Annotated in this window: 20 protein-coding genes, 2 tRNA genes and 2 rRNA genes (1 of these 24 running past the window's edge); 3 read left to right on the top strand and 21 right to left on the bottom strand. The window is 61.2% G+C overall.

Features of this window, described 5'->3' with window-relative positions:
- The 4 genes from QTJ18_RS19445 to QTJ18_RS19460 all read right to left on the bottom strand — a co-directional run.
- Nucleotides 1–127: ribosomal RNA gene (locus QTJ18_RS19445) — 23S ribosomal RNA — on the bottom strand; it reaches 2,894 nt to the left of the window's first position.
- A 582-nt stretch (nucleotides 128–709) separates the two neighbouring features.
- Nucleotides 710–784 (bottom strand) — tRNA-Ala (locus QTJ18_RS19450).
- Between the two features lie 165 nt (nucleotides 785–949).
- Nucleotides 950–1,026: transfer RNA gene (locus tag QTJ18_RS19455), tRNA-Ile, on the bottom strand.
- A gap of 214 nt (nucleotides 1,027–1,240) precedes the next feature.
- Nucleotides 1,241–2,717, bottom strand: a 16S ribosomal RNA gene (locus tag QTJ18_RS19460).
- Together the 16S and 23S rRNA genes with 2 tRNA genes alongside form the textbook arrangement of a ribosomal RNA operon.
- 873 nt (nucleotides 2,718–3,590) lie before the next feature.
- Between QTJ18_RS19460 and QTJ18_RS19465 the strand changes: the two genes are divergently transcribed.
- Nucleotides 3,591–5,528 carry a M23 family metallopeptidase gene (locus QTJ18_RS19465; protein WP_252754460.1) on the top strand — a complete coding sequence of 646 codons (1,938 nt, stop codon included), beginning with the start codon at nucleotides 3,591–3,593 and terminating at the stop codon, nucleotides 5,526–5,528.
- Nucleotides 5,529–5,679: 151 nt separating this feature from the next.
- On the opposite strand, the gene clpB is transcribed toward QTJ18_RS19465, so the two are convergent.
- The 7 genes from clpB to QTJ18_RS19500 all read right to left on the bottom strand — a co-directional run bounded on the left by clpB (nucleotide 5,680) and on the right by QTJ18_RS19500 (nucleotide 16,417).
- On the bottom strand, nucleotides 5,680–8,280 hold the full coding sequence (gene clpB, locus QTJ18_RS19470; RefSeq protein ID WP_252754459.1) for an ATP-dependent chaperone ClpB: 2,601 nt from the start codon (nucleotides 8,278–8,280) through the stop codon (nucleotides 5,680–5,682).
- Between the two features lie 344 nt (nucleotides 8,281–8,624).
- Nucleotides 8,625–9,413, bottom strand: coding sequence for a DUF4167 domain-containing protein (locus QTJ18_RS19475; RefSeq protein ID WP_252754458.1), 789 nt, complete (start codon nucleotides 9,411–9,413; stop codon nucleotides 8,625–8,627).
- 376 nt (nucleotides 9,414–9,789) lie between these two features.
- Nucleotides 9,790–10,647: a peptide chain release factor N(5)-glutamine methyltransferase gene (gene prmC, locus QTJ18_RS19480; RefSeq protein ID WP_252754457.1), complete on the bottom strand. Its 858-nt coding sequence runs from the start codon at nucleotides 10,645–10,647 to the stop codon at nucleotides 9,790–9,792.
- On the bottom strand, nucleotides 10,644–11,723 hold the full coding sequence (prfA, locus tag QTJ18_RS19485; RefSeq protein ID WP_252754456.1) for a peptide chain release factor 1: 1,080 nt from the start codon (nucleotides 11,721–11,723) through the stop codon (nucleotides 10,644–10,646). Before prfA ends, prmC begins: the two co-directional genes overlap by 4 nt.
- A 102-nt stretch (nucleotides 11,724–11,825) precedes the next feature.
- A complete protein-coding gene (gene ptsP, locus QTJ18_RS19490) occupies nucleotides 11,826–14,093 on the bottom strand; it encodes a phosphoenolpyruvate--protein phosphotransferase (RefSeq protein ID WP_252754455.1) in 2,268 nt (755 codons plus the stop codon).
- A gap of 88 nt (nucleotides 14,094–14,181) precedes the next feature.
- Nucleotides 14,182–15,456 carry an aspartate kinase gene (locus QTJ18_RS19495; RefSeq protein WP_252754454.1) on the bottom strand — a complete coding sequence of 425 codons (1,275 nt, stop codon included), beginning with the start codon at nucleotides 15,454–15,456 and terminating at the stop codon, nucleotides 14,182–14,184.
- Nucleotides 15,457–15,724: 268 nt separating this feature from the next.
- On the bottom strand, nucleotides 15,725–16,417 hold the full coding sequence (locus QTJ18_RS19500; RefSeq protein WP_489667252.1) for an SH3 domain-containing protein: 693 nt from the start codon (nucleotides 16,415–16,417) through the stop codon (nucleotides 15,725–15,727).
- Between the two features lie 173 nt (nucleotides 16,418–16,590).
- Between QTJ18_RS19500 and ubiG the strand changes: the two genes are divergently transcribed.
- On the top strand, nucleotides 16,591–17,352 hold the full coding sequence (gene ubiG, locus QTJ18_RS19505; RefSeq protein ID WP_252754453.1) for a bifunctional 2-polyprenyl-6-hydroxyphenol methylase/3-demethylubiquinol 3-O-methyltransferase UbiG: 762 nt from the start codon (nucleotides 16,591–16,593) through the stop codon (nucleotides 17,350–17,352).
- Between the two features lie 107 nt (nucleotides 17,353–17,459).
- On the opposite strand, the gene QTJ18_RS19510 is transcribed toward ubiG, so the two are convergent.
- The 4 genes from QTJ18_RS19510 to QTJ18_RS19525 are packed head-to-tail and all read right to left on the bottom strand — an operon-like array spanning nucleotide 17,460 to nucleotide 19,797.
- Entirely contained in the window at nucleotides 17,460–17,888 is a 429-nt protein-coding gene (locus QTJ18_RS19510; protein ID WP_252754452.1) for a DUF1178 family protein, read from the bottom strand.
- Nucleotides 17,885–18,739: a carbon-nitrogen hydrolase family protein gene (locus QTJ18_RS19515; RefSeq protein ID WP_252754481.1), complete on the bottom strand. Its 855-nt coding sequence runs from the start codon at nucleotides 18,737–18,739 to the stop codon at nucleotides 17,885–17,887. The genes QTJ18_RS19510 and QTJ18_RS19515 overlap by 4 nt, the downstream gene beginning before the upstream one ends.
- A gap of 7 nt (nucleotides 18,740–18,746) precedes the next feature.
- Nucleotides 18,747–19,004 (bottom strand): glutaredoxin 3, encoded by a 258-nt coding sequence (gene grxC, locus QTJ18_RS19520; protein ID WP_252754451.1) that lies wholly within the window; start codon nucleotides 19,002–19,004, stop codon nucleotides 18,747–18,749.
- A 58-nt stretch (nucleotides 19,005–19,062) separates the two neighbouring features.
- The gene (locus QTJ18_RS19525; RefSeq protein WP_252754450.1) at nucleotides 19,063–19,797 is read right to left on the bottom strand and encodes a ComF family protein; all 735 of its coding nucleotides are present in this window, start codon (nucleotides 19,795–19,797) and stop codon (nucleotides 19,063–19,065) included.
- 103 nt (nucleotides 19,798–19,900) lie between these two features.
- On the opposite strand from QTJ18_RS19525, the gene QTJ18_RS19530 reads away from it, so the two are divergent.
- Complete coding sequence (locus tag QTJ18_RS19530) at nucleotides 19,901–20,803, top strand: methyltransferase domain-containing protein (RefSeq protein ID WP_252754480.1); 903 nt, start codon at nucleotides 19,901–19,903, stop codon at nucleotides 20,801–20,803.
- On the opposite strand, the gene QTJ18_RS19535 is transcribed toward QTJ18_RS19530, so the two are convergent.
- The 6 genes from QTJ18_RS19535 to QTJ18_RS19560 form a co-directional block, all read right to left on the bottom strand.
- Nucleotides 20,787–20,957 (bottom strand): Flp family type IVb pilin, encoded by a 171-nt coding sequence (locus QTJ18_RS19535; protein ID WP_252754449.1) that lies wholly within the window; start codon nucleotides 20,955–20,957, stop codon nucleotides 20,787–20,789. The genes QTJ18_RS19530 and QTJ18_RS19535 overlap by 17 nt on opposite strands.
- Nucleotides 20,958–21,116: 159 nt before the next feature.
- The gene (locus tag QTJ18_RS19540; protein ID WP_252754448.1) at nucleotides 21,117–21,437 is read right to left on the bottom strand and encodes a hypothetical protein; all 321 of its coding nucleotides are present in this window, start codon (nucleotides 21,435–21,437) and stop codon (nucleotides 21,117–21,119) included.
- A 124-nt stretch (nucleotides 21,438–21,561) separates the two neighbouring features.
- A complete protein-coding gene (locus QTJ18_RS19545) occupies nucleotides 21,562–21,972 on the bottom strand; it encodes a (deoxy)nucleoside triphosphate pyrophosphohydrolase (RefSeq protein ID WP_301557787.1) in 411 nt (136 codons plus the stop codon).
- Nucleotides 21,969–22,748 carry a GNAT family N-acetyltransferase gene (locus tag QTJ18_RS19550; protein ID WP_252754447.1) on the bottom strand — a complete coding sequence of 260 codons (780 nt, stop codon included), beginning with the start codon at nucleotides 22,746–22,748 and terminating at the stop codon, nucleotides 21,969–21,971. The genes QTJ18_RS19545 and QTJ18_RS19550 overlap by 4 nt, the downstream gene beginning before the upstream one ends.
- 7 nt (nucleotides 22,749–22,755) lie before the next feature.
- Complete coding sequence (argJ, locus tag QTJ18_RS19555; RefSeq protein WP_252754446.1) at nucleotides 22,756–23,997, bottom strand: bifunctional glutamate N-acetyltransferase/amino-acid acetyltransferase ArgJ; 1,242 nt, start codon at nucleotides 23,995–23,997, stop codon at nucleotides 22,756–22,758.
- Between the two features lie 79 nt (nucleotides 23,998–24,076).
- Nucleotides 24,077–24,919 carry a peptidylprolyl isomerase gene (locus QTJ18_RS19560; protein WP_252754445.1) on the bottom strand — a complete coding sequence of 281 codons (843 nt, stop codon included), beginning with the start codon at nucleotides 24,917–24,919 and terminating at the stop codon, nucleotides 24,077–24,079.
- Nucleotides 24,920–25,122: the final 203 nt, after the last annotated feature.

The following is a 25,122-nucleotide window of genomic DNA, read 5'->3' on the forward strand; positions in this document are numbered from 1 at the left end:
TTTCCCCATTCGGAGATCCATGGATCAAAGCTCATTCGCAGCTCCCCACGGCTTTTCGCAGCGTATCACGTCCTTCTTCGCCTGTGCATGCCAAGGCATCCACCAAATGCCCTTACGACACTTCATCGTTCTCATTGCCAATGCTCATCTTAAGGTGAGGCAATAGCCAGCAGGCAACAGGCACCAGGGATGAACCCTAATGCCAACTGCCTAACCCCTACTGCCTGACCAATCCGGCTACCTTTTACAACCGGACCATTCAGATGCCATCGACGTGTTCGATCAGATCGCTTTGATTGGGGTCACGCCGAGCGACCCACTTCGCGTCTGATCATTAAGACCAGCTTCTCGAGATCAAATCCGAGGATGCGCGGTCAGGCAACATCCACCAGACCATCCGTCAGACAAAGGCCAAAAGCCCCCGAACAACGAACGATCCTTGACTGGCATGAACCCAAAGGGCTCATCCGGATCAATCTTCTCTTCACAATACGGACAAAACAGGCATACGCTTCATCGAAGCGATGCAAACCTAAACTCTCCAGGAAGACAATCTTTCACTCACGCGCCATGCAGCACGATCGCCTCTGCCGGCACCACACTCAACCTTTGAGAGGGCAGCCATACCGGGCGATAGCCCGTCGCCGATCGCTCGGCGCCCCGTCCGCAGCGCAGCAAACGAAGTTTGCGACAGCGTGAGGACGAATAATGGTGGAGCTGAGCGGGATCGAACCGCTGACCCCTGCTTGCAAAGCAGGTGCTCTCCCAGCTGAGCTACAGCCCCATCCAGCGCTTCAACCGAACAGGTCACCCCAACCGGCTCCAGCAACATTCAATCCCAGACAGGATCCGGTTCAAAACCAGAACGGCAAAAACCCGACGGCCAGACCAAACGACCAGACCAAACCAAACCGAATGTCGTCCCGACCCAACCGGCTCAAACAAGCAATGGTGGGCCCGGGAAGACTTGAACTTCCGACCCCACGCTTATCAAGCGTGTGCTCTAACCAACTGAGCTACGGGCCCATTCCGGATGGCCTGTTTCAGGCATATCCTGTCAAAATTGTCTTCCAAAGAAAGAGAAACGTGGTCGGCGGATTTCGCCATACCGTCGATCTGCAAGCAGTATCGCGGCGTATTTCGGCTCGATCGTGACCTGACTGGTCCGATCTATGTTCTAAAAGCGGATTTTGCAAGGGCATGGCCATGCGGCCTTGCCTGCTAGAATCGGCTTCCTTAGAAAGGAGGTGATCCAGCCGCAGGTTCCCCTACGGCTACCTTGTTACGACTTCACCCCAGTCGCTGACCCTACCGTGGTCGCCTGCCTCCCTTTAAGGGTTAGCGCAGCGCCTTCGGGTAAAACCAACTCCCATGGTGTGACGGGCGGTGTGTACAAGGCCCGGGAACGTATTCACCGCGGCGTGCTGATCCGCGATTACTAGCGATTCCAACTTCATGCACTCGAGTTGCAGAGTGCAATCCGAACTGAGATGGCTTTTGGAGATTAGCTCACACTCGCGTGCTCGCTGCCCACTGTCACCACCATTGTAGCACGTGTGTAGCCCAGCCCGTAAGGGCCATGAGGACTTGACGTCATCCCCACCTTCCTCTCGGCTTATCACCGGCAGTCCCTTAGAGTGCCCAACCAAATGCTGGCAACTAAGGGCGAGGGTTGCGCTCGTTGCGGGACTTAACCCAACATCTCACGACACGAGCTGACGACAGCCATGCAGCACCTGTGTCCCTGTCCCCGAAGGAAAACCAAATCTCTCTGGCTGTCAGGGCATGTCAAGGGCTGGTAAGGTTCTGCGCGTTGCTTCGAATTAAACCACATGCTCCACCGCTTGTGCGGGCCCCGTCAATTCCTTTGAGTTTTAATCTTGCGACCGTACTCCCCAGGCGGAATGTTTAATGCGTTAGCGGCGCCACCGAACAGTAAACTGCCCGACGGCTAACATTCATCGTTTACGGCGTGGACTACCAGGGTATCTAATCCTGTTTGCTCCCCACGCTTTCGCACCTCAGCGTCAGTTGTGGACCAGTCAGCCGCCTTCGCCACTGGTGTTCCTGCGAATATCTACGAATTTCACCTCTACACTCGCAATTCCACTGACCTCTTCCACACTCAAGACACCCAGTATCAAAGGCAGTTCCGAGGTTGAGCCCGGGATTTCACTGACTTAAATGTCCGCCTACGTGCGCTTTACGCCCAGTAATTCCGAACAACGCTAGCCCCCTTCGTATTACCGCGGCTGCTGGCACGAAGTTAGCCGGGGCTTCTTCTGTAGGTACCGTCATTATCTTCCCTACTGAAAGAGCTTTACAACCCTAAGGCCTTCATCACTCACGCGGCATGGCTGGATCAGGCTTGCGCCCATTGTCCAATATTCCCCACTGCTGCCTCCCGTAGGAGTTTGGGCCGTGTCTCAGTCCCAATGTGGCTGATCATCCTCTCAGACCAGCTATGGATCGTCGCCTTGGTAGGCCTTTACCCCACCAACTAGCTAATCCAACGCGGGCTCATCCATCCCCGATAAATCTTTCCCCAAAAGGGCGTATACGGTATTAGTCCAAGTTTCCCTGGGTTATTCCGTAGGGTTGGGTAGATTCCCACGCGTTACTCACCCGTCTGCCGCTCACCTTGCGGTGCGCTCGACTTGCATGTGTTAAGCCTGCCGCCAGCGTTCGTTCTGAGCCAGGATCAAACTCTCAAGTTGAGAATTCAATCTAGACTGTCACTTGTTCTGAATCGACGAGAACTCACTTGATCCTTCACATCAAAACCAATCCCGCTTCACAGCGAAGTATGGCCCGGTCCAGCCGCCGTCATCGCAAAAGCAATCACATCAGCCAAACCCAGCAAAGAACCGGTGTTCTCATATCAAAACGTGACCGTCTCTAATCGTTTTCCAAAAAGGGCTTTCACCCTCTTTGCGAAACCACGCCGACCACGTTTCTCTTTCTTGTCCATATTCAATTGTCAAAAAACAGACCGAAATCCCGGTCAAAACCAATCGCAAAACCACCAGAGCCAAAACCGAAACCTCGGCTCACAATCAGCATTCAGCCAATGTCTGTGATCTCTAAAACCCCGGAGAACCAGGGATAAACCCCAATCACTCCAGAACGAGAAACTTCGTCGCCAGCAGCGCCGCCGCCCTCGTCAGTGAGCGGCGTTATACGGATAGCACCCCGAAGCGTCAACACCGCCAATCGCAAAAAATCCAAAAAACCGACAAGTCACTGAAATCCATCGGGAATTTCGACAGCACCATCCCCGGCGCCAAAAACTGCGCCAAAAAAACGGGGCAAGGCACCGGCGAATCCGGCTGGAGACAGTGCGGATGCACTGCAGAGCCGATCGGCTTCAGCTTTGTCCCGCCATCTCTTCGCCGACCGCCCCGACTATTCCACAATCGCCGGTCATGATCGGAGCCGGAAACCACGAATCGCGCGGTGTAGTGGCTGTTAAAGTCGCCGCTGATTTGACTCCCGGTTTGAGATTGGGCACATCTGCAGGCGAGCTATGCAGGCAGGCGATCTGTCGCGGAGCATGCGGCCGAGCAAGAATGAAGGGTAGCACCACAGGAATGACGACGCCTCGCACTCTGGTGTCTTCTCTTGGAAACGAGGCGCCGATCCTCGCCGATGGCCGGCGTGCGCCCGATCGCCGCGAGATTTCGCTGCGCTGGCTGACCGGCACCTTCCTGACGGGCATTACCTCCTCGGCACTCATGGGTGTTGCCCTTTTTGCGGCCCTGGACGGCCGCCAGCAGCTTGCCATTCCCGCGGAAGCCTTTGCCGCCCTGCCCCGCCATGACAATGAAGCCGTCAGTCGCGGCAACCGCCTGATCGCAGCCAAGATCATTGCCCAGCCCACCGGACGCAAGGTGATGGAAGTGGCAACGCTGGTGAAGGAAGGCAAGCGGGAGATCGTCAAGCGCCAGCCCTTCTCGCATGTGCGCATGACGCTTGCGGCCTATCAGCAATCCACAGGGGAAGATTACCCGAACTTCGATCCGCTGACGATCTTCTCGACCGGTCAACAGGGCGGCGACGACCCGGCAGCCGCAACCGGCATCCTCTACGGATCCAAGGTGGATTCGGAGGTCAATCTCCAGATGCTGCCCTTCCCGACGGATTCCGCGCCACTTCCTTTCGCACCCGGCATGTCTTTGGAAGAAGTCGAGGAAAATGTCCGGACCAATGGATCGCTCCTGACGGAAGGGGTAACCCAGAAGGCCTCGCTCTATTACGTCGATCCCCAGCGCTTCGAAACAGACGAGCCGAACCTGGCAATGGGCATTCCGCTCTCCGCCCGCATTGTCGAAGAGAATATCTCCGTCGCAAATCCCGAGCCCGTCACGGAAAAATCCCGCGATTATGCCGAGGACGTCATTCCGATCCGCCGCGACAACACGATCGACGACGCGATGACGACCCTTGGCTATCCCGGGGATCGCGCCAAGATGATTGCCGATGCGCTCGGCGCCAGGCTTGGCAGCCCCTCGCTCACCAAAGGCGATGTGCTGCGGGTCGGCCTGATCCAGGAGGGGGATTTCGTCTCCATCATCCGCGCCAGCGTCTATCGCGACGGGCGTCACCGCGCCACCATCGCGCTGGACGATGATCGCCATTACATCGACGGCAGCGAACCGCCCCATCTCGACGCGGTGGATACCGCCTTTTCCGAGGAAGTGCCGGTGGTTTCGCCGGGGCGCGACATGCCCCGCGTCTATGACGGGATCTACCGTGCTGCCCTTTCCTACGGTATGACGCAGGATATGACGGCCCTCATCGTCAAGCTTCTGGCCAGCACCGTCGACCTCCAGGCGCAGTTGAAGCCGACGGATACGATCGAAGCCTTCTTCTCCGCCGCCGACGAGGCCGGCACGGCCGGACCCAATTCCGAGCTTCTGTATGTGAACGCCAAATTCGGCGACACCGTCACACGCTTCTACCGCTTCCAGAACCTGGACGATAATTCGGTCGATTACTTCGACCAGGATGGCAAGAGCATCCGCCAGTTTCTTCTCCGCACGCCGGTGCCCAACGGGCGCCTGACCTCCGGCTTCGGCATGCGCCGCCATCCGATTCTCGGCTATTCGCGCATGCATACCGGCACGGACTGGGCGGCCCCCCGCGGCACGCCGATCATCGCCACCGGCGACGGCATTATCGAAAAGGCCGGCTGGGCCTCGGGCTACGGCAACCAGACCATTGTGCGGCACACCAATGGCTATGAGACCTCGTATAATCACCAGAGCGCCATCGCCAAGGGCATCCGCGAAGGCGCCAGGATCCGTCAGGGCCAGGTCATCGGCTATGTCGGCTCGACCGGCTCTTCCACCGGGGCGCATCTCCATTATGAGCTGATCGTCAACGGCACCAAGGTCGATGCGATGAAGGTTCGGCTGCCGGGCGGCAAATCACTGAGCGGCCAGGCGCTTGCCCGATTCGAAGAAGAGCGCAAGCGCATCGACACATTGCTCGATCCGAACGGCGCCGAACAGGTCGCAAGCCGATAAGGCGACGGTTAGGCAGAGAACTGAATAGACCTGATGGAGACGGTCGCAGGCTGGGAAAGGGAAGCATTCGGCTTGTCCCTCCATGGCATCGACCCTAGGAATTGAGCAAAAAAAGGGCCACCGCGAGGGTGGCCCTTCATGCAGCATCGGGTCAGGCGGCTTCCGCCACGTCCCGTTTCACCGAAAACAGCAGGCGGTCGGAGCCGGCCGAGATCTTGACGCTCGATCCATCCGGGATCTGCCCGCCCAGGATCTGTTCGGCCAGCGGGTCCTGGACGAATTTCTGAATGACCCGCTTCAACGGCCGTGCCCCGTAAACCGGGTCATAGCCCTTATTGGCCAGCCATTCCCGCGCATCGTCACCGAGGTCAAGGGTCACCTTGCGGTCGAGCAGAAGCTGCAGCAGCCGCTTCATCTGGATATCGACAATCGCGCCCATCTCGCTGCGGGCCAGCCGATGGAAGAGAATGATCTCATCCACACGGTTCAGGAATTCCGGACGGAAGGACGATTTCACGACATCCATCACCTGATCGCGAACGCTATCGACATCCTGCCCCTCGCCCAGGCTCGTCAGATATTCCGCGCCCAGATTGGAGGTCATGATGATGATCGTGTTCTTGAAGTCGACCGTCCGGCCCTGCCCGTCCGTCAGACGCCCGTCATCGAGCACCTGCAGAAGGACATTGAACACGTCCGGATGCGCCTTTTCGATCTCGTCGAACAGGACGACCTGATAGGGCTTGCGGCGGATCGCCTCCGTCAACGCGCCGCCTTCGTCATAGCCGACATAGCCGGGAGGTGCCCCGATGAGGCGGGATACGGAGTGTTTCTCCATATATTCCGACATGTCGATCCGGACCATGGCCGTCTCGTCGTCAAACAGGAACCGCGCCAGAGACTTGGTGAGCTCCGTTTTGCCGACACCGGTCGGGCCGAGGAAGATGAACGAGCCGATCGGCCGGTTCGGATCCTGCAGGCCGGCACGCGAGCGGCGCACGGCACGCGACACGGCCTGAACCGCATCCCCCTGGCCGACGACCGAGCGCGCCAGTTCGTCTTCCATCCGCAACAGCTTGTCGCGTTCGCCTTCCAGCATCTTGTCGACCGGAATACCCGTCCAGCGGGACACGACATGGGCGATCGCATCCGGCGTCACGACTTCCTGCACCATGGATGATGCGGCCGAATCGCGTTCCTCTGCCTCTTTCAGCGCCTTTTCCAGATTGGGGATCACCCCATAGGTCAGTTCGCCGGCGCGCTGATATTCACCTTTGCGCTGGGCAATCGCCAGATCATTGCGTGCCTCGTCCAGCTGGCGCTTGAGATCCGCAGCCAGGCCGAGCTTCTGCTTTTCCGCCTGCCAGCGGGCCGTCAGCGCATCCGCCTCTTCCTCCAGCGTGGAAAGCTCGCTCTCCAGGCGCGCCAGACGATCGGCGGACGCCGTGTCGGTTTCCTTTTTCAGCGCCTCCCGCTCGATCTTGAGCTGGATGATGCGGCGGTCGAGTTCGTCCAGCTCTTCCGGCTTGGAATCCACCTGCATGCGCAGCCTGGATGCGGCCTCGTCCATCAGGTCGATCGCCTTGTCCGGGAGAAAGCGGTCCGTGATATAGCGGTTGGACAGGGTCGCAGCCGCAACCAGAGCCGAATCGGAAATCCGGACCTTGTGATGCTGCTCGTATTTCTCCTTCAGGCCGCGCAGGATCGAGATCGTGTCTTCCACCGTCGGCTCATCCACCATTACCGGCTGGAAGCGACGGGCAAGCGCCGGATCCTTCTCGACATGCTTGCGATACTCATCCAGCGTTGTTGCGCCGACGCAGTGCAGCTCGCCACGCGCCAGGGCCGGCTTCAACAGATTGGAGGCGTCCATGGCGCCATCGGCCTTGCCGGCACCCACAAGCGTGTGCATCTCGTCGATGAACAGGATGATCTCGCCGTTTTCCGACTGTACCTCGGACAGCACGCTCTTCAGCCGCTCCTCGAATTCACCGCGATATTTGGCGCCGGCAATCAATGCGCCCATGTCGAGAGCCATCAGGCGCTTGTCCTTCAGGCTTTCCGGCACGTCGCCATTGACGATACGCAGCGCCAGACCCTCGGCAATGGCTGTCTTGCCAACGCCGGGCTCGCCGATCAGGACAGGATTGTTCTTCGTCCGTCGCGACAGGACCTGGATCGTCCGGCGGATTTCGTCGTCACGGCCGATAACCGGATCGAGCCGACCCTCACGCGCCTCGGCCGTCAGATCGCGCGCAAACTTCTTCAGCGCATCGAAGCCCTGTTCGGCATTGGCACTGTCGGCCGTGCGTCCCTTGCGCAGGTCGTTGATGACCTGGTTGAGCGACTGCGCCGTGACGCCGGCCTTCTTCAGGCTGGCGGATGTGGATGCCGTGCCCTCGATGGCAAGCGCCAGCAGCAGGCGCTCGACGGTGACGAAACTGTCTCCGGCCTTCTTGGCGGCATCTTCGGCAGTGGAAAACACCCGCGCGAGCGGTTGCGCCAGATAGACCTGGCCATTGCCGCCGGAGACCTTGGGCAATTTTGCAAGCGCTGCATCATTGGCAAGACGGGCTTCCTTGGCATTGCCGCCAGCGCGCTCGATCAGCGAAGCAGCCATGCCCTGCTCGTCATCCAGCAGAACTTTCAGGACATGTTCAGGGGTAAATTGCTGATGCCCCTCCGACAGGGCAAGGGTCTGGGCAGACTGCAGGAATCCGCGAACCCGCTCGGAATATTTCTCTATATTCATGTGTAACCTCCTTGGATCGCCCTGCCCTTATATAAGCCACAGGCCGACAGTTGAGATTGAGCTCCCTCAAAAGGCGAGCCCTTCTTTCCGCATTGGCTTGCAAGCGAAAAGACGTGTCGGAAGAGATATGGGAGGCATGAAACGGCGTTTAAAGATCGCCAAACGAAAAACCCCGACCTGTGACAGGCCGGGGTTTTAAAGATGAATTTGCCGCCTCTGAAGCCAGCTGCGCCTGCGACCGGTGCGCGTCTTGTAAGTTCCGCAGACTGAATGTCTCGCGGATCGCAAGTGCCGCAAACGGGAGCGCCGCAAACGGGAGCGCCACCGAACGGCGGCGCGCCCGCTTATTCGCCGGCTTCGGCGAGAGCCGGAGCGTCATCTCCCGCCGTCGTCTCGCCTTCGCCATCGGCAGTCCGGCGGGTCCGACGCGGACGATTGCTCGGGCTGCGGCGGCGGGGCTGGCGCTCGCGGGGAGCAGCAGCGGCTGCGCCTTCTTCCTCGATCGCCACTTCGGCAGGGGTTCCCTCGATAATCGGCTGAGGACCGGAACCGTCATCGACGACCGCTGCGGGCTGCGCAACGGCTTCGCGCCGGCGCGGCGCGGGTGACTGATGTGAGGCCGGTGCCCGTTCGGCCGGAGCCTTGGCGGCGGGTGCCCGCTCTGCCGGAGACTGGGCGGCCGGAGCCTGCTGCGCAGCCGGGGCACCAGAGGCGGAAGAGGCCGACGGCGCCTGCGACGACTGCTGTACGAAGCCGTTGTCGTCACCATCCATGCCGTCCATGTCGTCGCCATCGCGATCCGCCGAATCATGGCGCTCGTCACGCTGGAAGCGCTCCTGCATCTGGGCCTGTGCGGCCGCAATGATGCGGTTGTAATGCTCGGCATGCTGAAGATAGTTTTCCGCCATGACGCGGTCGCCGGCGCTCTGAGCGTCACGGGCCAAAGTCGCATATTTTTCCGCAATATGCTGAGCGGTTCCACGAATCTTGATATCGGGGCCGGAGCTGTCGTAGGTCCGGGTCAGCGGATTGGAGCCCTTCCGATTGAAGTTATTGCCGCCGCCACCGCCGCCATTGTTATTGTTGTTGCTGCCGCGCCCCCGACCACGCTTATTCTGCTGTCCTGGCCTCATCGATTTTTCACCTGAATTCTCTGTGCTTTGCTGATTAAGGGCCACGCGGCCATGCGGCTCATCGCCGAAACAAGGCTTCACGCGCCGCAGACAGGCCGACTCATCCGTCCTGCCGCTAGTGAAAGTCAGTTTCTGTGATGCACGCACCGGGAAATGTTCAACGCTTGAAGCTCCTTCAAAGGGAGCTGTATGCGGTTGAGCTTAACCTGAACGAATCTACGTTCATTCCCAGCCGCCCAGTGCGTGCTGCAAACTATCCCGCTTCATCTGGAAATCCAAGCCTTTTCTTTCGCGAGTGCAAAAGGAGGGCGAAGCAGAGCGGGATGTGGACCAAACCTCGAGGATCGTTCTCGCCTCTCCGAATGGCAATTACGCGTCATTCCGCGCGAAAAAGCAGTGCGCGGTCATTGCCTCCATAGTCGGATACCGATTCGATCAAAGTATAGTCCTGTGCAGTGAAAACCTTTGTGACTGCTTGCTTCTGATCATAGCCGATCTCAAGTGCGAGCAAACCATTATCTTCAAGAAAATCCCGCGAATCACAGGCAATTCTCCGATAGGCTTCCAGCCCGTCTGCACCGCCATCCAGGGCGAGCAGAGGATCATAGTCTCTGACTTCCGGCTCCAGTCCGCCAATGACCTCACTTCGGATATAGGGCGGATTTGACACGATGATGTCAAAGCGACCTTGCACCTTGTCGAACCAGTTCGATTGTAGCGCCTTGAAGCGGTCGCCCATCCCAAGGACGTGTGCATTGCGGCTGGCCGTTTCAAGAGCGCCGGCGGAAATATCGAGGCCCGTGCCGTGAAACTCCGGCAGGGCGTTGAGAAGTGCAAGGGCGATGGCGCCCGAGCCGGTTCCGAGATCGAGCAGTCGACCGGCGGGCCGCACCCCGGCCGTCTTCACGTGCCGAAGCACCGCATCGACAAGTACCTCGGTATCAGGGCGGGGTTCGAGCGTCTCCGGGGACAAGGCCAGGCGCAGGCCGTGAAAGTCCCGGTAACCGAGGATGCGGTGCACGGGCTCATGCGCCAGCCGCCGCGACAGCGCTGCACGCAGCTGTTCGGCATCCTCGGCCGAGACGGCAACGTCCGGCTTGACGACCAGATCGGTCAAGGTCAGTTCCAGAAGAGCCGATACGAGAAGGCGCGCTTCGAGCGCCGGTTCGGCGAAGCCTGCCGCCGCGAGCCGGCCGCGGATCTCCGCCAGAAGGCTGGCTCGCGTCGTCGTCACGGCTGATCCCCGAGCCTTGCCAGCTGCCCTGCCTGGTAGTCGGCGATCAGGGCGTCGAGCAATTCGTCGAGCTCGCCTTCGATCATACGGTCCAGCTTGTAGAGCGTCAGGTTGATGCGGTGGTCGGTCAACCGTCCTTGCGGGAAATTATAGGTGCGGATGCGCTCGGAGCGGTCTCCCGATCCCACCTGGCTGCGGCGGTCGGCGGATCGCTCGCTGTCCGCCTTCTGCCGCTCGATATCATACAGCCGCGAGCGCAGCACCTGCATGGCTTTCGCCCGGTTCTGGTGCTGCGATTTCTCCGAGCTTGTCACGATCAGCCCGGTCGGAAGATGGGTGATGCGGACGGCGGAATCCGTCGTGTTGACGTGCTGGCCGCCGGCCCCGGATGCGCGCATCGTATCGATCCGGATGTCTTCCGGCCGGATCTCGATATCAATATCCTCCGCCTCCGGCAGCACGGCAACGGTCGCCGCCGAGGTATGGATGCGTCCGCTCGCTTCCGTTTCCGGCACGCGCTGCACCCGGTGCACGCCGGATTCGAACTTCAACTTGGCAAAGGCGCCGCGCCCGCTGATCATGGCAATGATTTCCTTGAAACCGCCCGCCTCGCCTTCCGATGCGGAAAGAACCTCCACCTTCCAGCCCTTGGTGGCGGCAAAGCGCTCATACATGCGAAACAGATCGCCGGCAAACAGCGCCGCTTCATTGCCGCCGGTACCGGCCCGGATTTCGAGAATGGCATTCTTCTCATCCGCCGCATCTTTCGGCAGAAGAAGGATCTGCATCTCGTTTTCCAGCGCCTCCAGCCGTTCCTGAGCCTCAGGCAATTCCATTTCCGCCAGTTCGCGCATCTCCCGGTCGGTCGCCTTGTCCGCAAGCATGGCCTTCAGATCGGTGATTTCGGCGAGCGTCTTCTGATAGTCCCGGATCTTGCTGACCACGGGCTGCAGCTCGGAATATTCGGATGCGAGCTTCACATAGACCTCGGCCGAGGGCCCCTCCGACATGCGGGCCTCGATCTCGCTGAAGCGCCGCTCGAGTTCGCGCATCTTTTCGACTGGAAGTTTCGCCACGTCGATCTCCGTTTCTTCTTGTTCTTCTCGTGGTTCGGTCGCCGTGGAACCCTGCCGGCCTTGAACGCCGCCCAAAAGCTCCCGACCCGGATGCCGACCGTTCTAAACCGGAATATTATTCGCCGTCGCGAAGGCGATCAGCATCTCGCGCACCGATGCCGTTGACCGATGATCGTCCAGCATGCGGTTCAGATCGTCCGCCAGGAGCGCCGCGTCCAGCCCCAGAAGCATGGCCTTGACCGGCCCGATCGAGGTCGGCGTCATGGAGACAGAGCGGAAGCCGAGACCGATCAGCGCCATGGCCGACAAGGGCTTGCTCGCCATTTCGCCGCACAGGGTCAGCGGCGTCTTGTTGCGCTCTGCCGCCCTGACGATATCGCGCAGAATCCGCAGGAAGGGCTTTCCGAGAATGTCGAAACGATCGGAAACGCGGGCATTGCCCCGGTCGGCCGCCATCATGAACTGGAACAGGTCATTGGAGCCGACGGAGACGAAATCCACCTCCTGCATCAGCTCGTCCAGCTGCCACATCAGGGCAGGCACTTCCAGCATGGCGCCGAATTGCAGCTTGCGCGGCAGCGAATGGCCGAATTTCGACAGATGCTGCACTTCCTTTTGCAGCAGTTCGCGAACGGCATGGATTTCGGAAACCTCCGTCACCATCGGCAACATCATCTTCAGCTCGGATCCTGTCGCCGCGCGCAGGAGCGCGCGCAGCTGCGTGCGCAAGAGGCCGGGCCTGTCCAAAGACAGGCGGATCGCCCGCCATCCGAGCGCCGGATTCTCCTCGTCCTGGGCCCGGAAATAGGAGACCACCTTGTCGCCGCCGATGTCGAGCGTCCGAAAGGTTACCGGATGACCGGCCGTCTGGCGCATCACATTGCGATAAAAGGCTTCCTGCTCTTCGAGCTTCGGCATTTTCGAAGCGATCATGAACTGCAGTTCGGTGCGGAACAGGCCGATGCCATCCGCTCCGGATTCGGCCAGTTGCGGCAGATCCACCATCAGGCCGGCATTCATCAGGAGGCTCACGCGTTGGCCATCCTTGGTGACCGGATCGACATCGCGGAGTGCGCGGAACTGCTCCTGCCGGCGCGCGCGCAGGCGCACCTTCTCCTCATAGGCCTTCACAAGGTCGCCGACGGGACGCAGATGCACCTGCCCGTCATCGCCATCGATAATCGCCGGATCGCCGTTTTCGGCAAGCGCGACGACGCCGGTTGCCTGCCCGATGACGGGAATACCCATGGCGCGCGCCACGATGACGACATGGCTGGTCACCGCGCCATCCTCCAGCACCAGTCCGCGAAGCGCGGCGCGCGGATAATCCAGAAGTTCGGCAGCGCCCATGGCGCGGGCAAAGATGATGGCGTCGCTCGGAAAGCCCTCGTCGAAGGCGCGTCCGGAAAATCCGGTCAGCTGGCGCAGCAGCCGGTTGGCCAGATCGTCGAAATCATGCATGCGCTCGCGCAGGTAGGGATCGGTCAGGCGCATCATCCGCGCCTTCGTATCGCTCTGGACCTTCTCGACCGCCGCTTCCGCGGTCAGCCCGTTGCGGATGGCTTCCTCCATCCGCCGCACCCAGCCCTGGTCATGGGCAAACATGCGATAGGTCTCAAGAACCTCGCGATGCTCCCCCTCCTGCGAAACCTCGCGCCGCGACAGCATGTCGTCGATCGACAGCCGGAGCGAGCCGATGGCTTCCACCAGCCGGCCGATCTCCCGGTCCGCATCGTCGTTCAGGAGATTGGTCACCACGATTCGCGGCTCGTGCAGGACGACATGGCCAAGGCCGATGCCTTCATTATAGCCATCCGCCTCGATGGTGATGGCCCGTGTCAGGTCGAGCTCCAGCCCCGGCTGGGTGATCTTCTTCAGTTCTCCGGTCGCAATCATCTCGGCGATCAACATGGCAGTGGTTTCCATCGCCTCTACCTCGTCTTCGCGGTAGTTGCGCTGTGCCTTGTTCTGTACGACGAGAACGCCCAAAGTGCGACCGGCGCGCAGGATCGGGACGCCGAGGAATGAGTGGTAGATTTCCTCTCCCGTTTCAGGGAGATAGCGGAAGGCGGGATGGGTCTGGGCGTCGGACAGGTTGAGCGGTTGCGCCGAGGCGGCGATCGTGCCGACAAGACCTTGCCCCATTTTCAGCTGGGCCAGATGGACGGAATCCTTGTTGAGACCTTCGGTCGCATAGAGCTCCAGCACGCCGTCGGATCTCAGGACATAGACCGAGCAGACTTCGGCCACCATATTGCTGGCGATCTGGCTGACGATGCGGTCGAGCCGATCCTGCGGCTCCAAAGGCTCCGCCATCAGTTCCCGAAGCCGTCTCAGCAGGACGCGCGGGCCTGCCGACAGGTCTCTCATCGGCATATCCACTCCCGAATCTCAAAATGACCACATCCGGAAGATGATGCGCCGCCCCTTCAGACGACGCAACCGCGCCGGTACGATATCAACTCTTATCGAGGCCGTAGGCGGAATGCAAAGTCCGAACGGCCAGTTCGGAATAAGCACCGTCGATCAGGATGGAAATCTTGATCTCGGACGTGGTGATCGCCTTGATGTTGATGCTCTTGTCGGCCAGCGCCTTGAATGCGGTTGCGGCAACGCCGGCATGGCTGCGCATGCCGATGCCGACGACCGAGACCTTGCAGAGGCCGGTCTCGTTCTGCACCACGTCAAAGCCGATGCGGTCCTTGTTTTCTTCAAGGACCTTCATCGCCTTGTCGACGTCGCCGTAGGGAACGGTGAACGTCATGTCGGTCTTGGAGCCGTCCTCGGAAATATTCTGGACGATCATGTCGACATTGATATGCGCCTCGGCCAGCGGACCGAAGATGGCGGCAGAGACGCCCGGCCGATCCGACACGCGACGCAACGAAATCTGTGCTTCATCCTTGGCATAGGCGATGCCGGTAACGACTTCCTGTTCCACGATCTCTTCCTCGTCGCAAATCAAAGTACCGGGCGGGTTGATGAGGTCGCCCATGCCCGGTGCATCGGGATCCTCGAAACTGGAGCGGACGAAGGTGCGGACCTTGTGCACCATGGCAAGCTCGACCGAGCGCACCTGCAGCACCTTCGCACCGAGCGATGCCATTTCCAGCATTTCCTCGAAGGAGATCTTCTTCATCCGGCGTGCCTTCGGCACGATACGGGGATCGGTCGTGTAGACGCCGTCGACATCGGTGTAGATATCGCAGCGATCGGCCTTGACCGCCGCGGCGATAGCGACGGCCGACGTGTCGGATCCGCCGCGACCGAGCGTGGCAATCCGGTTATCCGGGCCAAGCCCCTGGAAGCCGGCCACCACGGCCACCTGGCCCTCGCCCATGCGGCGGATGATATCGCTTCCGTCAATATCGAGGATACGGGCCGCGCCATGGGCATTGTCGGTGCGGATCGGGATCTGCCAGCCCTGCCAGGAACGGGCATTGATGCCCAGCGACTGCAGCGCGATCGCGAGCAGCCCGGAGGTCACCTGCTCGCCGGATGCGACGACGGCATCATATTCGCGCGCGTCATAGAAGGGTGAATTGGTATTGGCGACCTTGGGCGTGTCCTGCACCCATCCCACCAGCTCATTCGTCTTGCCGGACATGGCCGAGACGACGACCGCCACTTCGTGGCCGGCATCCACTTCACGTTTCACATGGCGCGCGACATTATGAATGCGTTCGAGATTGGCGACAGACGTGCCGCCGAACTTCATGACGATGCGTGCCATAACGGACCAAGACCACCTTTTCACGCGACCCTTGCCGGGTGCGTGGCTTTTTGAAACCGGGTTCGCCCGTGGCTACGAGCGCCGGGGCGGTTGCGGCGTCCTCTTAGCGAAAAGGTGCAAGGCGCGCAATGGCCATGTCGGGCGCAGCGGTACGCCCGACAGCCAATCCGGCATGGCCTGGAAAAGAAAGCCTTGGAGCCCCTTTGAGTCCCCCCGGCTCCCCTTGAGTAGCCTTGAGTACCCGTGGGTCCCCTTGGAGTCCTACAGTTTATCGCTGCGGCAAGACGCAGGGACGATCCGGCGGGCAGCCGTCCGCGTCAAATCCGCTATCGATGCCGCGACCTCGATCCCTGGGGCGGTCGTAATCCGGCTCGATATCGCGTCTGTCTCTCCAGTTGTCGCGACGGTCCCCGATGCCGCGCCCGCGATCGCCGTCGTCCAGACGGTAGGGATCCTCGTAGCGGTAGCGCCCCTCATCCCGGAACCGGTCGCGGTCGCGGATGGGGTCGTGACGTCGGCTGTCATAGACCGGCGGCGGCGGCACGTCCCGTCGATAATCCCACCGGCGCCAGCGATCCCGCTCGCGGTAGAAATCGCGGTCGCGATAATAGCGCTCCCAATAGGTATCGACATCGAAGGTGATGATCGGGATCCCGAGCGGCTGATAATATTGCCGGTCCACATAGACCCGCCGCTGCTGATAGCCCGCCTGGATGTAATTGCCGGACACCCAGCCGCGCCCCCGCGAGAAGGATACGTCGCACCAGTTGACCGTGTTGAGGCAGCCATGGATGACGATCGGCGCACCATTCGGTATCACCACGACCGCCGGATAGCGCGTGCTCGGACCGGAGCGCATATTGACGTTCGCCGTTGCAAAGCCGTTCGTCGCCGCCTCGGCGACAACCGGCATGGACGACAGGCCGAGAATGGCCAAAAGTGTCAGTAGATGACGTTTCACACCCAACCTCCTGGGAATTGTTCTTCTTCTTGGAACGTCCCTTCGGCGCTCTATCACCAGTCCAAATTCGGTTTTTTTAAGTCATGGCCGACGCGCCGCGTGATGCCGCCAGACTTGACAAGCGGCTCTTGCAAGACGACTTCAGTCGCAAGCCAAGCAAAGGGAGAAAACCGATGAGCGATGCGCCTGCCACGACAATCGATCAGAGCGAGGTCGATCGCTTCTCCGCAATGGCTGCCGAATGGTGGAACCCGACGGGCAAGTTCAAGCCCCTGCACAAATTCAACCCGGTGCGGCTTGCCTATATCCGCGACCGGGTCTGCGAGCATTTCGGCCGCGATCCGAAAAGCCACCGTCCCTTCGAGGGGCTGCGGTTCCTCGATATCGGCTGCGGCGGCGGCCTGTTGTCCGAACCCATGGCGCGCATGGGGGCCGAGGTCGTGGGCGCCGATCCGTCGGAGAAGAATGTCCGCATTGCCGAAACCCATGCCGCCGAAACCGGCGTGACTGTGGATTACCGGGCGCTCACCGCCGAACAACTGGCCGAAGCCGGCGAAGCCTTCGACGTCATCTTGAACATGGAAGTGGTGGAACATGTCTCCGACGTGAACCTGTTCATCTCGACCTGCGCCTCGATGGTGCGGCCGGGCGGCCTGATGTTCATCGCGACCATCAACCGCACCTTCAAGGCCAATGCGCTGGCTATTTTCGCCGCGGAAAATCTCTTGCGCTGGTTGCCGAAGGGCACGCATTCCTACGACAAGCTCGTTCGTCCCGAAGAGCTCGAACGCCCGCTCCTGGCCTCCGGCATGGAGGTCGTGCATCGCACGGGCGTGTTCTACAATGTGCTGCAGGACCGCTGGAACCTCTCCCGTGACATGGACGTCAACTACATGATGCTGGTCCAGCGTCCGAAGACCGCCGATCCGGTCTGAGCTGGCTGGAATGGCACGGGTGCAGGTAGGCTGCGATTGGTGCGGCGTTCATAGAGGCCGTCTGCAATGCGCGGCGTTCCGGATGCCGAAGCGCCCGTCAAACAGGCTCAGTTGGCATCGTCCGGGAGCACCGGCAGCGGCGCGACCTCTATCCCCTCATCGATCAGGTCGCGAACCTCCGCAAGGCTTGCCTGGCCGATGATGCCGCGCGTATCGGCTTCGCCGTAATGCATCTTGCGCGCCTCTTCCGGAAACCGTTCTCCGACATCCTCAGCCGTTGCCTTGATGGCAGCAACGGCCTCCTTCAGCTTGGCGATAGCCTCCTGGCGTGCGACGTCCATCGCCACCTTCTGACGCTCCTCCTTCTGCCGGGCCGTGGCAACGGAGGGCGCCATCAATGACTTGCTGACTTTGCCGGAGCCGCAGACGGGACAGGTCAGCAGTCCGCTTTCGACCTGACGCTCGAAATCGGCGCTTTCGGAGAACCAGCCTTCGAAGCCATGGCCGCTGTCACAGGCAAGCGAATAGCGGATCACCCCGTCACCCCTCCCGCCATCGGCTCTACCCTGTCCAGCGCGAATTCACGGGCATTGACGAGATTGGGGATCTTGGCGCGCGCGGAATGGACCGCCTCCATGTCGATCTCGGCCATCACCACGGCCTCACCTTCGCCACCCGCCTCGCCGAGAATGCGGCCCCACGGATCGATGATCATGGAGTGGCCATAGGTTTCCCGGCCATCCTCATGTATGCCGGCCTGCGCCGCGGCAACGACGAAGGCGCCGTTTTCGATGGCGCGCGCCCGCAGCAGGATTTCCCAATGCGCCTCGCCGGTCGAGCGCGTGAAGGCGGCAGGAACCGTCAGGATCTCGGCACCGGCCAGAGCCTCTGCCCTGAAGAGCTGCGGGAAGCGTACATCATAGCAGATCGCGAAACCCAGCCTGCCGAAGGGCAGCGTCGCCACGCGGGCTTCGGTTCCGGCTTCATAGGCAGCGCTTTCACGCCAGCTCTGGCCGTGATCGAGATCCACATCGAACATGTGGATCTTGTCATAGGAACAGATGAGCCGGCCGTCCGGGCCGAGCAGGAAGCTGCGATTGGCAATCTTTCCATCGGCTCGGGCAATCGCGGTCGAGCCGATATGCACGAATATGGAGAGGTCGCTGGCAAGCGCTGCGGCTTCGGCCAGGATCAGATCATCGCTCTCGTCCCGCAGGATCGCACGCAGACCGGCGCGATCCCGCTGCAGGGCGCCGGTCATTTCCGGCGTCTGCACATAGATGGCACCCTGCGCCGCCGCGTCGCGAACAAGCCGTGCCATGGCGGCCGCATTCACCTGCGGGTCGACGCCCGAACACATCTGGATAGCGGCAAGCTTGATCGGCATGATGGCCTCACGCCGCCAGAAGCGGATCGAGCTTGCCATCCCGGTCGAGCGCATGCAGATCGTCGCAGCCGCCGATGTGACGTCCGTCGATGAAGATCTGCGGGAAGGTGGTCCGGCCATTCGCCTTGTCGATCATCTCCTGCCGCAGCTCCTGCGAAAAGGAGGCATCATGTTCGGTAAAGGCAACGCCTTTGGCCTGCAGGAGGGATTTTGCCCGCGCGCAATAGCCGCAGAGTTGCCGTGTGTAGATCACCACATCTGCCATAGGAACTCCTTATCCGGCAGCCGAAAACCCGCAAGGGCCGCTGCCTGTCTTATCCTCGTCATATAGGCTGGGCCAGCGCCATTGCAAAGCTCAAAACCGTGACTTCCGCGGCACCGGCGCGCTTCAGCGCCCGGGCGGCGGAGGCGACGGTCGCGCCGGTCGTGTAGACGTCGTCGATCAGAACGACATGTTTTGCGAAGAGGTCGTTTTCCCGGCCCTGCCGGACGGCGAAGGCGGCCCGCAGATTGTCTTCCCGACCTTTCGCCGTCAGTCCGACCTGGCGACGCGTGGCTTTCTTGCGGATCAGCACATCGACCAGCATGGGCTTGCCGGACTGGCGCGCCAGTGCCCGAGCAAGCTCCGCCGCCTGGTTGAACCGCCTATGGGCGAGCCGGCGCCAGTGCAACGGCACCGGGATGATGATGTCGCACCTGTCCAGATGCGGACCGCCCACCCTCTGCATCCAGCGCGCCATCATCGGCGCGAGCTCCGTCCGGTCGCGATATTTGAGGGCATGGACCAGATCGCGCGCCGGACCCTCATGCAATGCGACGGCACGGAGCCGGTCGAAGACGGGCGGATGGGCAATGGCATCGGCGCACACCATGCCTTCGCCCGGATCATAGGAGAAGGGAATGCCGAGCGTTTCGCAGAAGGGGCGTTCGATGAAACGCATGCTGCTCCAGCACTTCGGGCATAGCGCATGGTGATTTCCGGTCAGGACACCGCAGGCCGCGCATCGTGGCGGAAACAACAGATCGAGCAGCGGACGCAGCCCTGGCGACCACCGCATTCGGCGCGACCTGCCCTCGATTTCGTCACCCACCTTCCCCATCTCTTGACAATATCGCAGGGCTGGCGCCCATGCGACCTGCAAATTTGAATGGATAGGCATGATGGAAGTCCTGTTTGATCTGCCGCTCGTCACCCGCAGGCGGGAGCAAGCGGCCCGGCGCGCCGCAGATGGCGCCGATTTTCTGGTGGATGTCGCGGCCCGGGAACTGGCAGAGCGGCTGGCGGTGGTCGAGCGGCAATTCGACGAGGCAGTGGAGCTGCATGGCGGCACCGGCTCCGTTGCCCGGGAGGCGCTGGCCACCGGGCGCATCGGCCATATACAGCGGATCGAGACGCATGCCGTCTTCGCCCGTGATGGCGAGGCCCTGCGGGAAGCGGCGCTGGAGGAGGTCCCGCTGGCCGATCAGTCGGTCAATCTCATTCTGTCGCCGCTCTCCCTGCACCTCACCAATGATACGCCCGGCATGATGGTGCGCATCCGTCGCGCCCTGAAGCCGGACGGTCTGTTTTTGGCCGCCATTCCAGGAGCAGGCACGCTGGCCGAATTGCGCGATGTTCTGCTTTCGGCGGAAGCGGAGGTGTTCGGCGGCGCCAGCCCGCGGGTCATTCCCTTTGCCGATGTGCGCGATATTGGCGGGCTGCTGCAGCGGGCGGGCTTTGCCCTTCCCGTCATCGATGCCGAAAACTATACGGTGCGCTACGATACCCTTTTCGATCTGATGCGTGACCTGCGGGCCATGGGAATGACCAATCCACTGGTCGGACGCAGCCGGCGACCGCTGAACCGCCAGTTCTTCCTGCGCGCGGCGCAACTCTATGCCGAGCGATACGCCGATCCCGACGGCAGGATCCGGGCAAGTTTCTCGATTGTCTATGTTTCGGGCTGGGCACCGCATGAAAGCCAGCAGAAGCCCCTGAAGCCGGGCTCGGCGAAGATGCGGCTTGCCGATGCGCTGAAGCCCCCGGCGGAAGGCCTGCCCGAGGACCCTACATCTTCGACTTGATGACGTTGTCGATCCGCACCAGGATATCTTCGAGATTGCCGCTGATCAGGCCGAAGCCGGAAATCAGCGCCACCGCGATGATGCCGGCGATGAGACCGTATTCGACTGCCGTCGACGCCTCCGTATTGCGAAGCATGGCGAGCATGGTCTTCATCGTCTTCCTCATCCGTTGCCGGCATGACCGGTCCCCGCGCCATCATGTCGAGCCGGCGGCGCAAGCCGGCCCTGCTCGCGAGGGCCGAGAGCGATCGGAGGCGGAGGCGAACCGGACGGGATCGGGCCACCACCAGATCCGCAGCACCCAGGCCGCCGGTCAGCAGGGATTTTCACCTTCATAGCCCTGCACGACGCAGATCGAGCCGGGACTGTCCTGCAGGACACTACGCCGAATTGTATAATGTTTCGTTCCCTTGTCGTTCGAACGGATCGAGCCTGTGGTGATCATGTCGAACTCTTCCTGCACATGCGCCATATGCCGTGTGTCTTGGCGCTTGGCGAGCATGGGTGTGACGATCAGGGACAGGGCGATCGCAGCCGTTCCGAACAGTAGCGCAACATTGAGCGCGCCAGTCCTGCCGGATCTGATCGATGCCCTTTGCTGGGCACGAACAGTTTTCCAGAATTCCTCATCCATCGCGGCCTCATTGCACAGTGACGTCTAGAAGCCTGCATTTTGTCCAAATCCCTTAAAGGATCTGTTAACGCTGCCGATATGCGGCGGTCGCAGTGCGGCCTCATGGCGACCGCCTGTGGATAAGTCAAAGAAGATCCTGCAGGAAGGGGATGAGCGGTTCATCCGCCGGCGGCATGGGATAGTCGCGCAGCGCCGCGGGCCGGACCCATTTGAGCGCCTGGCCTTCCCGCCCGCTCGCAATGCCTTCGAACCGGCGGCATACATAAAGCGGCATCAAGAGATGAAAGCTTTCGTAGCTGTGGCTGGCAAAGGTCAGCGGGGCAAGACAGGCCACTTTCGTGGCGATGCCGAGCTCCTCCTCCAGTTCGCGCACCAGCGTCTCCTCGGGAGTCTCCCCGGTCTCGACCTTGCCGCCCGGAAATTCCCAAAGCCCTGCAAGGCTCTTGCCCGGCGGGCGCTGGGCGAGCAGAATCCGCCCGTCCGCATCGATCAGGGCGCAGGCTGCCACAAGCAGGATAGGCCGGCCCGCGCTCACAGGATATCTCCCTGTCGCCAGTAACGGTAGCGATAGGCTTCGCGGAAGCCGAACTTGCGATAGAGAGCGAGTGCGGGCTCGTTATCGGCCACGACCTGAAGCCAGGCCGTTCTTGCGCCGCTGATCCGTGCCCAGCGAAGGGCCGCCGATAGCATTTCCGTTCCAAGCCCGCTCCGCCGCCTGGAGGCGGCGACGCAGAAGGACAGGATCCCGGAGAGATCATTGTCCTGCACGCAGATGGTCACGGCCTGTGGCGCCTCGCCCGGATTTTCCGCGATGAAGAGCCCGGTGGCGGGCTTGATCGCGCTGATGATTTCCGCCAGCGCCGGCTTGATGGCCGGATCGGCCTGATCGACGGTGATCAGTGCGTCGATGAAGCGGCCGATATCGTGGCTCGGCAGATGATCGAGACCCTCTGGCAGTTCCAGACCCTCGAGATCGGCAATCATCACCAGACTCGTCTCGAAGGCCTGCCAGCCTTCATCCGCAAGACAGTCGATCAGCTGCGGCGGTGCGAGCGGCGTTTCGCGGATGACCAGCGGCCGACCGTAATCTTCGAAGCGCTTGCGCGCCTTCTCGATCCGCAGCACCGCATCCCGGCTGTCGGACGGATCGAGCGGCACGACCGAGTTCAACCGTTTGGAAGGATGTCCTCCGGTCAGCCGAACCTGCCAGCTTCCATCGTAGACGACGGATGCCGCCGGCCATGCGCGGAAGCCCACGGCCTCCAGACGCCGCACAAGCGGCAGGTTGCCGTGGGAGGTCAATGCCTGCATCAAATCTTCAGCTCCGGTAATCGCCATTGATGGCGACATAGTCCTTTGTCAGGTCGCATGTCCAGACGGTCGCCGTGCCGGAGCCGAGGCCAAGGTCGACGCGGATCGGAATATCCTCCTGCTGCATGACGGCAGTGGCCGCTGCTTCGGAATAGCCGGCATCCCGCTCGCCATTGACGGCAACCCGCACATCGCCGAACCAGATCGCCAGACGGTCGCGATCGGCGACCTCGCCGGCTTTGCCCACGGCCATCACCACGCGACCCCAATTGGCGTCTTCGCCGGCAACCGCCGTCTTGACCAGCGGCGAATTGGCGATCGACAAGGCAATCCGCTTGGCCGCTGCATCGCTCTGCGCACCCGTGACGGTGACTTCCACCATCTTGCGCGCACCTTCCCCGTCCCGCACCACCTGCAGAGCAAGATCCTTCAGAAGAGCGTTGAGCGCGCTGCGGAACTCGAAAAGCCGCTCATCCTCCGCCGTCTCCACCCGCGCCTGCCCATCGGCGGCGGCCTTGCCCGTGGCAAACAGCAAAAGCGTATCGGAGGTCGAAGTATCGCTGTCGACCGTCACCGCGTTGAAGCTTGGCTCGACGCCTTGCGACAGAAGCGCCTGAAGCGCAGCAGGAGCGATATCGGCATCGGTGACGACGAAGGACAGCATCGTGGCCATATCCGGTGCGATCATGCCGGCGCCCTTGGCGATGCCGTTGATCGTCACGGTGACGCCGCCGATCGCCGCCGTGCGGGTCGCGACCTTCGGATAGGTATCCGTGGTCATGATGGCCTTGGCGGCTTCAAGCCAGAAATCATCAGTGGCATCCCGGCACATATCCCCGAGAACACCGGAAAATTTCGAGGCATCGAGCGGCTCGCCGATGACACCCGTCGATGCGAGATAGACATCGCCGACCTCGCAACCCACGGCCTTGGATGCCGCCTGGGCTGTCAGCTCGGTTGCCGCCCGTCCCTTGACGCCCGTAAAGGCATTGGCATTGCCGGAATTGACCACCACGGCCCGCGCAAGACCCTTCGGCAGGTTCGCGCGGCAGAAATCGACCGGTGCGGAAGGGCATTTGGAGCGGGTGAACACGCCCGCGACGGAGGCCGGTTCGTCAAACACCATCAGCAGCACGTCGGTGCGGTTCTTGTATTTGATGCCGGCGGCGGCCGTTGCCATGCGCACGCCGCGCAGGGCCGGCATGTCGGGGTAGGATTTGGGAGCGAGCGGAGAGACGGTAGCGGACATGGATTATGACCCGTATATATGGCCCGTGAATATGGAAAGGCCCGCAAATGCGGGCCATAGTGTTGCTTGAGGGGTCGGTTTACTCGCCCTTGGTCATGTCCTCATAGCCCTTGCGCAGGGTCTCGTCCATGATCTCGACCGTCTGGTCCTTCTTCGCATTCTCGATGATCTGCGAGTATTTTTCCTGCATGACGATCTGGCGAACCTGCGGCTCGACCTGATCGAAGGCCGGCGGCTGGGCATCGCGCTTGTCTTCGACCTTGATGACGTGCCAGCCGAACTGCGACTTTACCGGCGTCTTCGTGTAGGCGCCCTTTCCGAGCGTGAAGGCTGCCTGCTCGAATTCGGGAACCATGCGGCCCTTGGTGAAATAGCCGAGATCGCCGCCATCGGACTTGCTGCTGTCTTCCGACTTTTCCTTCGCCAGTTCGACGAAATCCTTGCCGCCATCGAGCTGCTTGATGATTTCCTTGGCCTCATCCTCGGTCTTGACGAGAATGTGGCGAGCATGGACTTCCTCTTCCTTGGGAAGCGAGGCGACTTCCTTCTCGTAGCGCGCCTTGACTTCCTCGGGCTTCAGCTTGTCGAACTGGTCGCGCAGATAAGCATTGTGCAGCTCGCGCTCCTGCAGATAGGCCATGCGCTTCTTGAAGTCTTCGCTGTTCTGCAGGCCGGCCTGTTCCGCCTGCTTCGCAACCAGCTTGATGTCGACGAGCTGCGACAGCGCGGCGATCTTGCGCTGGTCTTCGGGCAGCTGCTGGTACTGCTGGCTGAGATTGGCGATGGCGGTGTCGAGGTCCGACTGATGGATTTCGACGGAACCGATCTTTGCCACAATGGCGTCATCCTGAGCAAATGCCGGCGCCTGGAAGGAGACCGCGACAGCCAGAGCGGCAGCTGCGACGAATGTAGGGCGAAACATGAAACAACCTTTCGGATTGGACACCGGCCTCAGGACGCCCAAGACCGGCCAGAACACTCTCAGAAACATCGGATTGTGGCCTTTGTGTATCAGCCGGAACCGTTGACATCATTCGACCCCCCTCTTATCTGTCACGCTACTTCACGTCCAGAAGAGTTTCCGGGCACAGCTGGCATTTTGCCTGTGCAAGACGACAGGCCCAA

The organism is Rhizobium sp. SSA_523, from assembly GCF_030435705.1.
In the GTDB taxonomy this organism is placed as follows: domain Bacteria; phylum Pseudomonadota; class Alphaproteobacteria; order Rhizobiales; family Rhizobiaceae; genus Neorhizobium.

What these genes read in the sequence shown, in the direction of transcription:
- QTJ18_RS19465 (WP_252754460.1), top strand. Translation starts at nt 3,591, where the DNA reads ATGACGACGCCTCGCACTCTGGTGTCTTCTCTTGGAAACGAGGCGCCG.
- clpB (WP_252754459.1), bottom strand. Translation starts at nt 8,280, where the DNA reads ATGAATATAGAGAAATATTCCGAGCGGGTTCGCGGATTCCTGCAGTCT.
- QTJ18_RS19475 (WP_252754458.1), bottom strand. Translation starts at nt 9,413, where the DNA reads ATGAGGCCAGGACAGCAGAATAAGCGTGGTCGGGGGCGCGGCAGCAAC.
- ptsP (WP_252754455.1), bottom strand. Translation starts at nt 14,093, where the DNA reads ATGAGAGACCTGTCGGCAGGCCCGCGCGTCCTGCTGAGACGGCTTCGG.
- QTJ18_RS19495 (WP_252754454.1), bottom strand. Translation starts at nt 15,456, where the DNA reads ATGGCACGCATCGTCATGAAGTTCGGCGGCACGTCTGTCGCCAATCTC.
- ubiG (WP_252754453.1), top strand. Translation starts at nt 16,591, where the DNA reads ATGAGCGATGCGCCTGCCACGACAATCGATCAGAGCGAGGTCGATCGC.
- QTJ18_RS19515 (WP_252754481.1), bottom strand. Translation starts at nt 18,739, where the DNA reads ATGCCGATCAAGCTTGCCGCTATCCAGATGTGTTCGGGCGTCGACCCG.
- grxC (WP_252754451.1), bottom strand. Translation starts at nt 19,004, where the DNA reads ATGGCAGATGTGGTGATCTACACACGGCAACTCTGCGGCTATTGCGCG.
- QTJ18_RS19525 (WP_252754450.1), bottom strand. Translation starts at nt 19,797, where the DNA reads ATGCGGTGGTCGCCAGGGCTGCGTCCGCTGCTCGATCTGTTGTTTCCG.
- QTJ18_RS19530 (WP_252754480.1), top strand. Translation starts at nt 19,901, where the DNA reads ATGGAAGTCCTGTTTGATCTGCCGCTCGTCACCCGCAGGCGGGAGCAA.
- QTJ18_RS19535 (WP_252754449.1), bottom strand. Translation starts at nt 20,957, where the DNA reads ATGAAGACCATGCTCGCCATGCTTCGCAATACGGAGGCGTCGACGGCA.
- QTJ18_RS19540 (WP_252754448.1), bottom strand. Translation starts at nt 21,437, where the DNA reads ATGGATGAGGAATTCTGGAAAACTGTTCGTGCCCAGCAAAGGGCATCG.
- QTJ18_RS19550 (WP_252754447.1), bottom strand. Translation starts at nt 22,748, where the DNA reads ATGCAGGCATTGACCTCCCACGGCAACCTGCCGCTTGTGCGGCGTCTG.
- argJ (WP_252754446.1), bottom strand. Translation starts at nt 23,997, where the DNA reads ATGTCCGCTACCGTCTCTCCGCTCGCTCCCAAATCCTACCCCGACATG.
- QTJ18_RS19560 (WP_252754445.1), bottom strand. Translation starts at nt 24,919, where the DNA reads ATGTTTCGCCCTACATTCGTCGCAGCTGCCGCTCTGGCTGTCGCGGTC.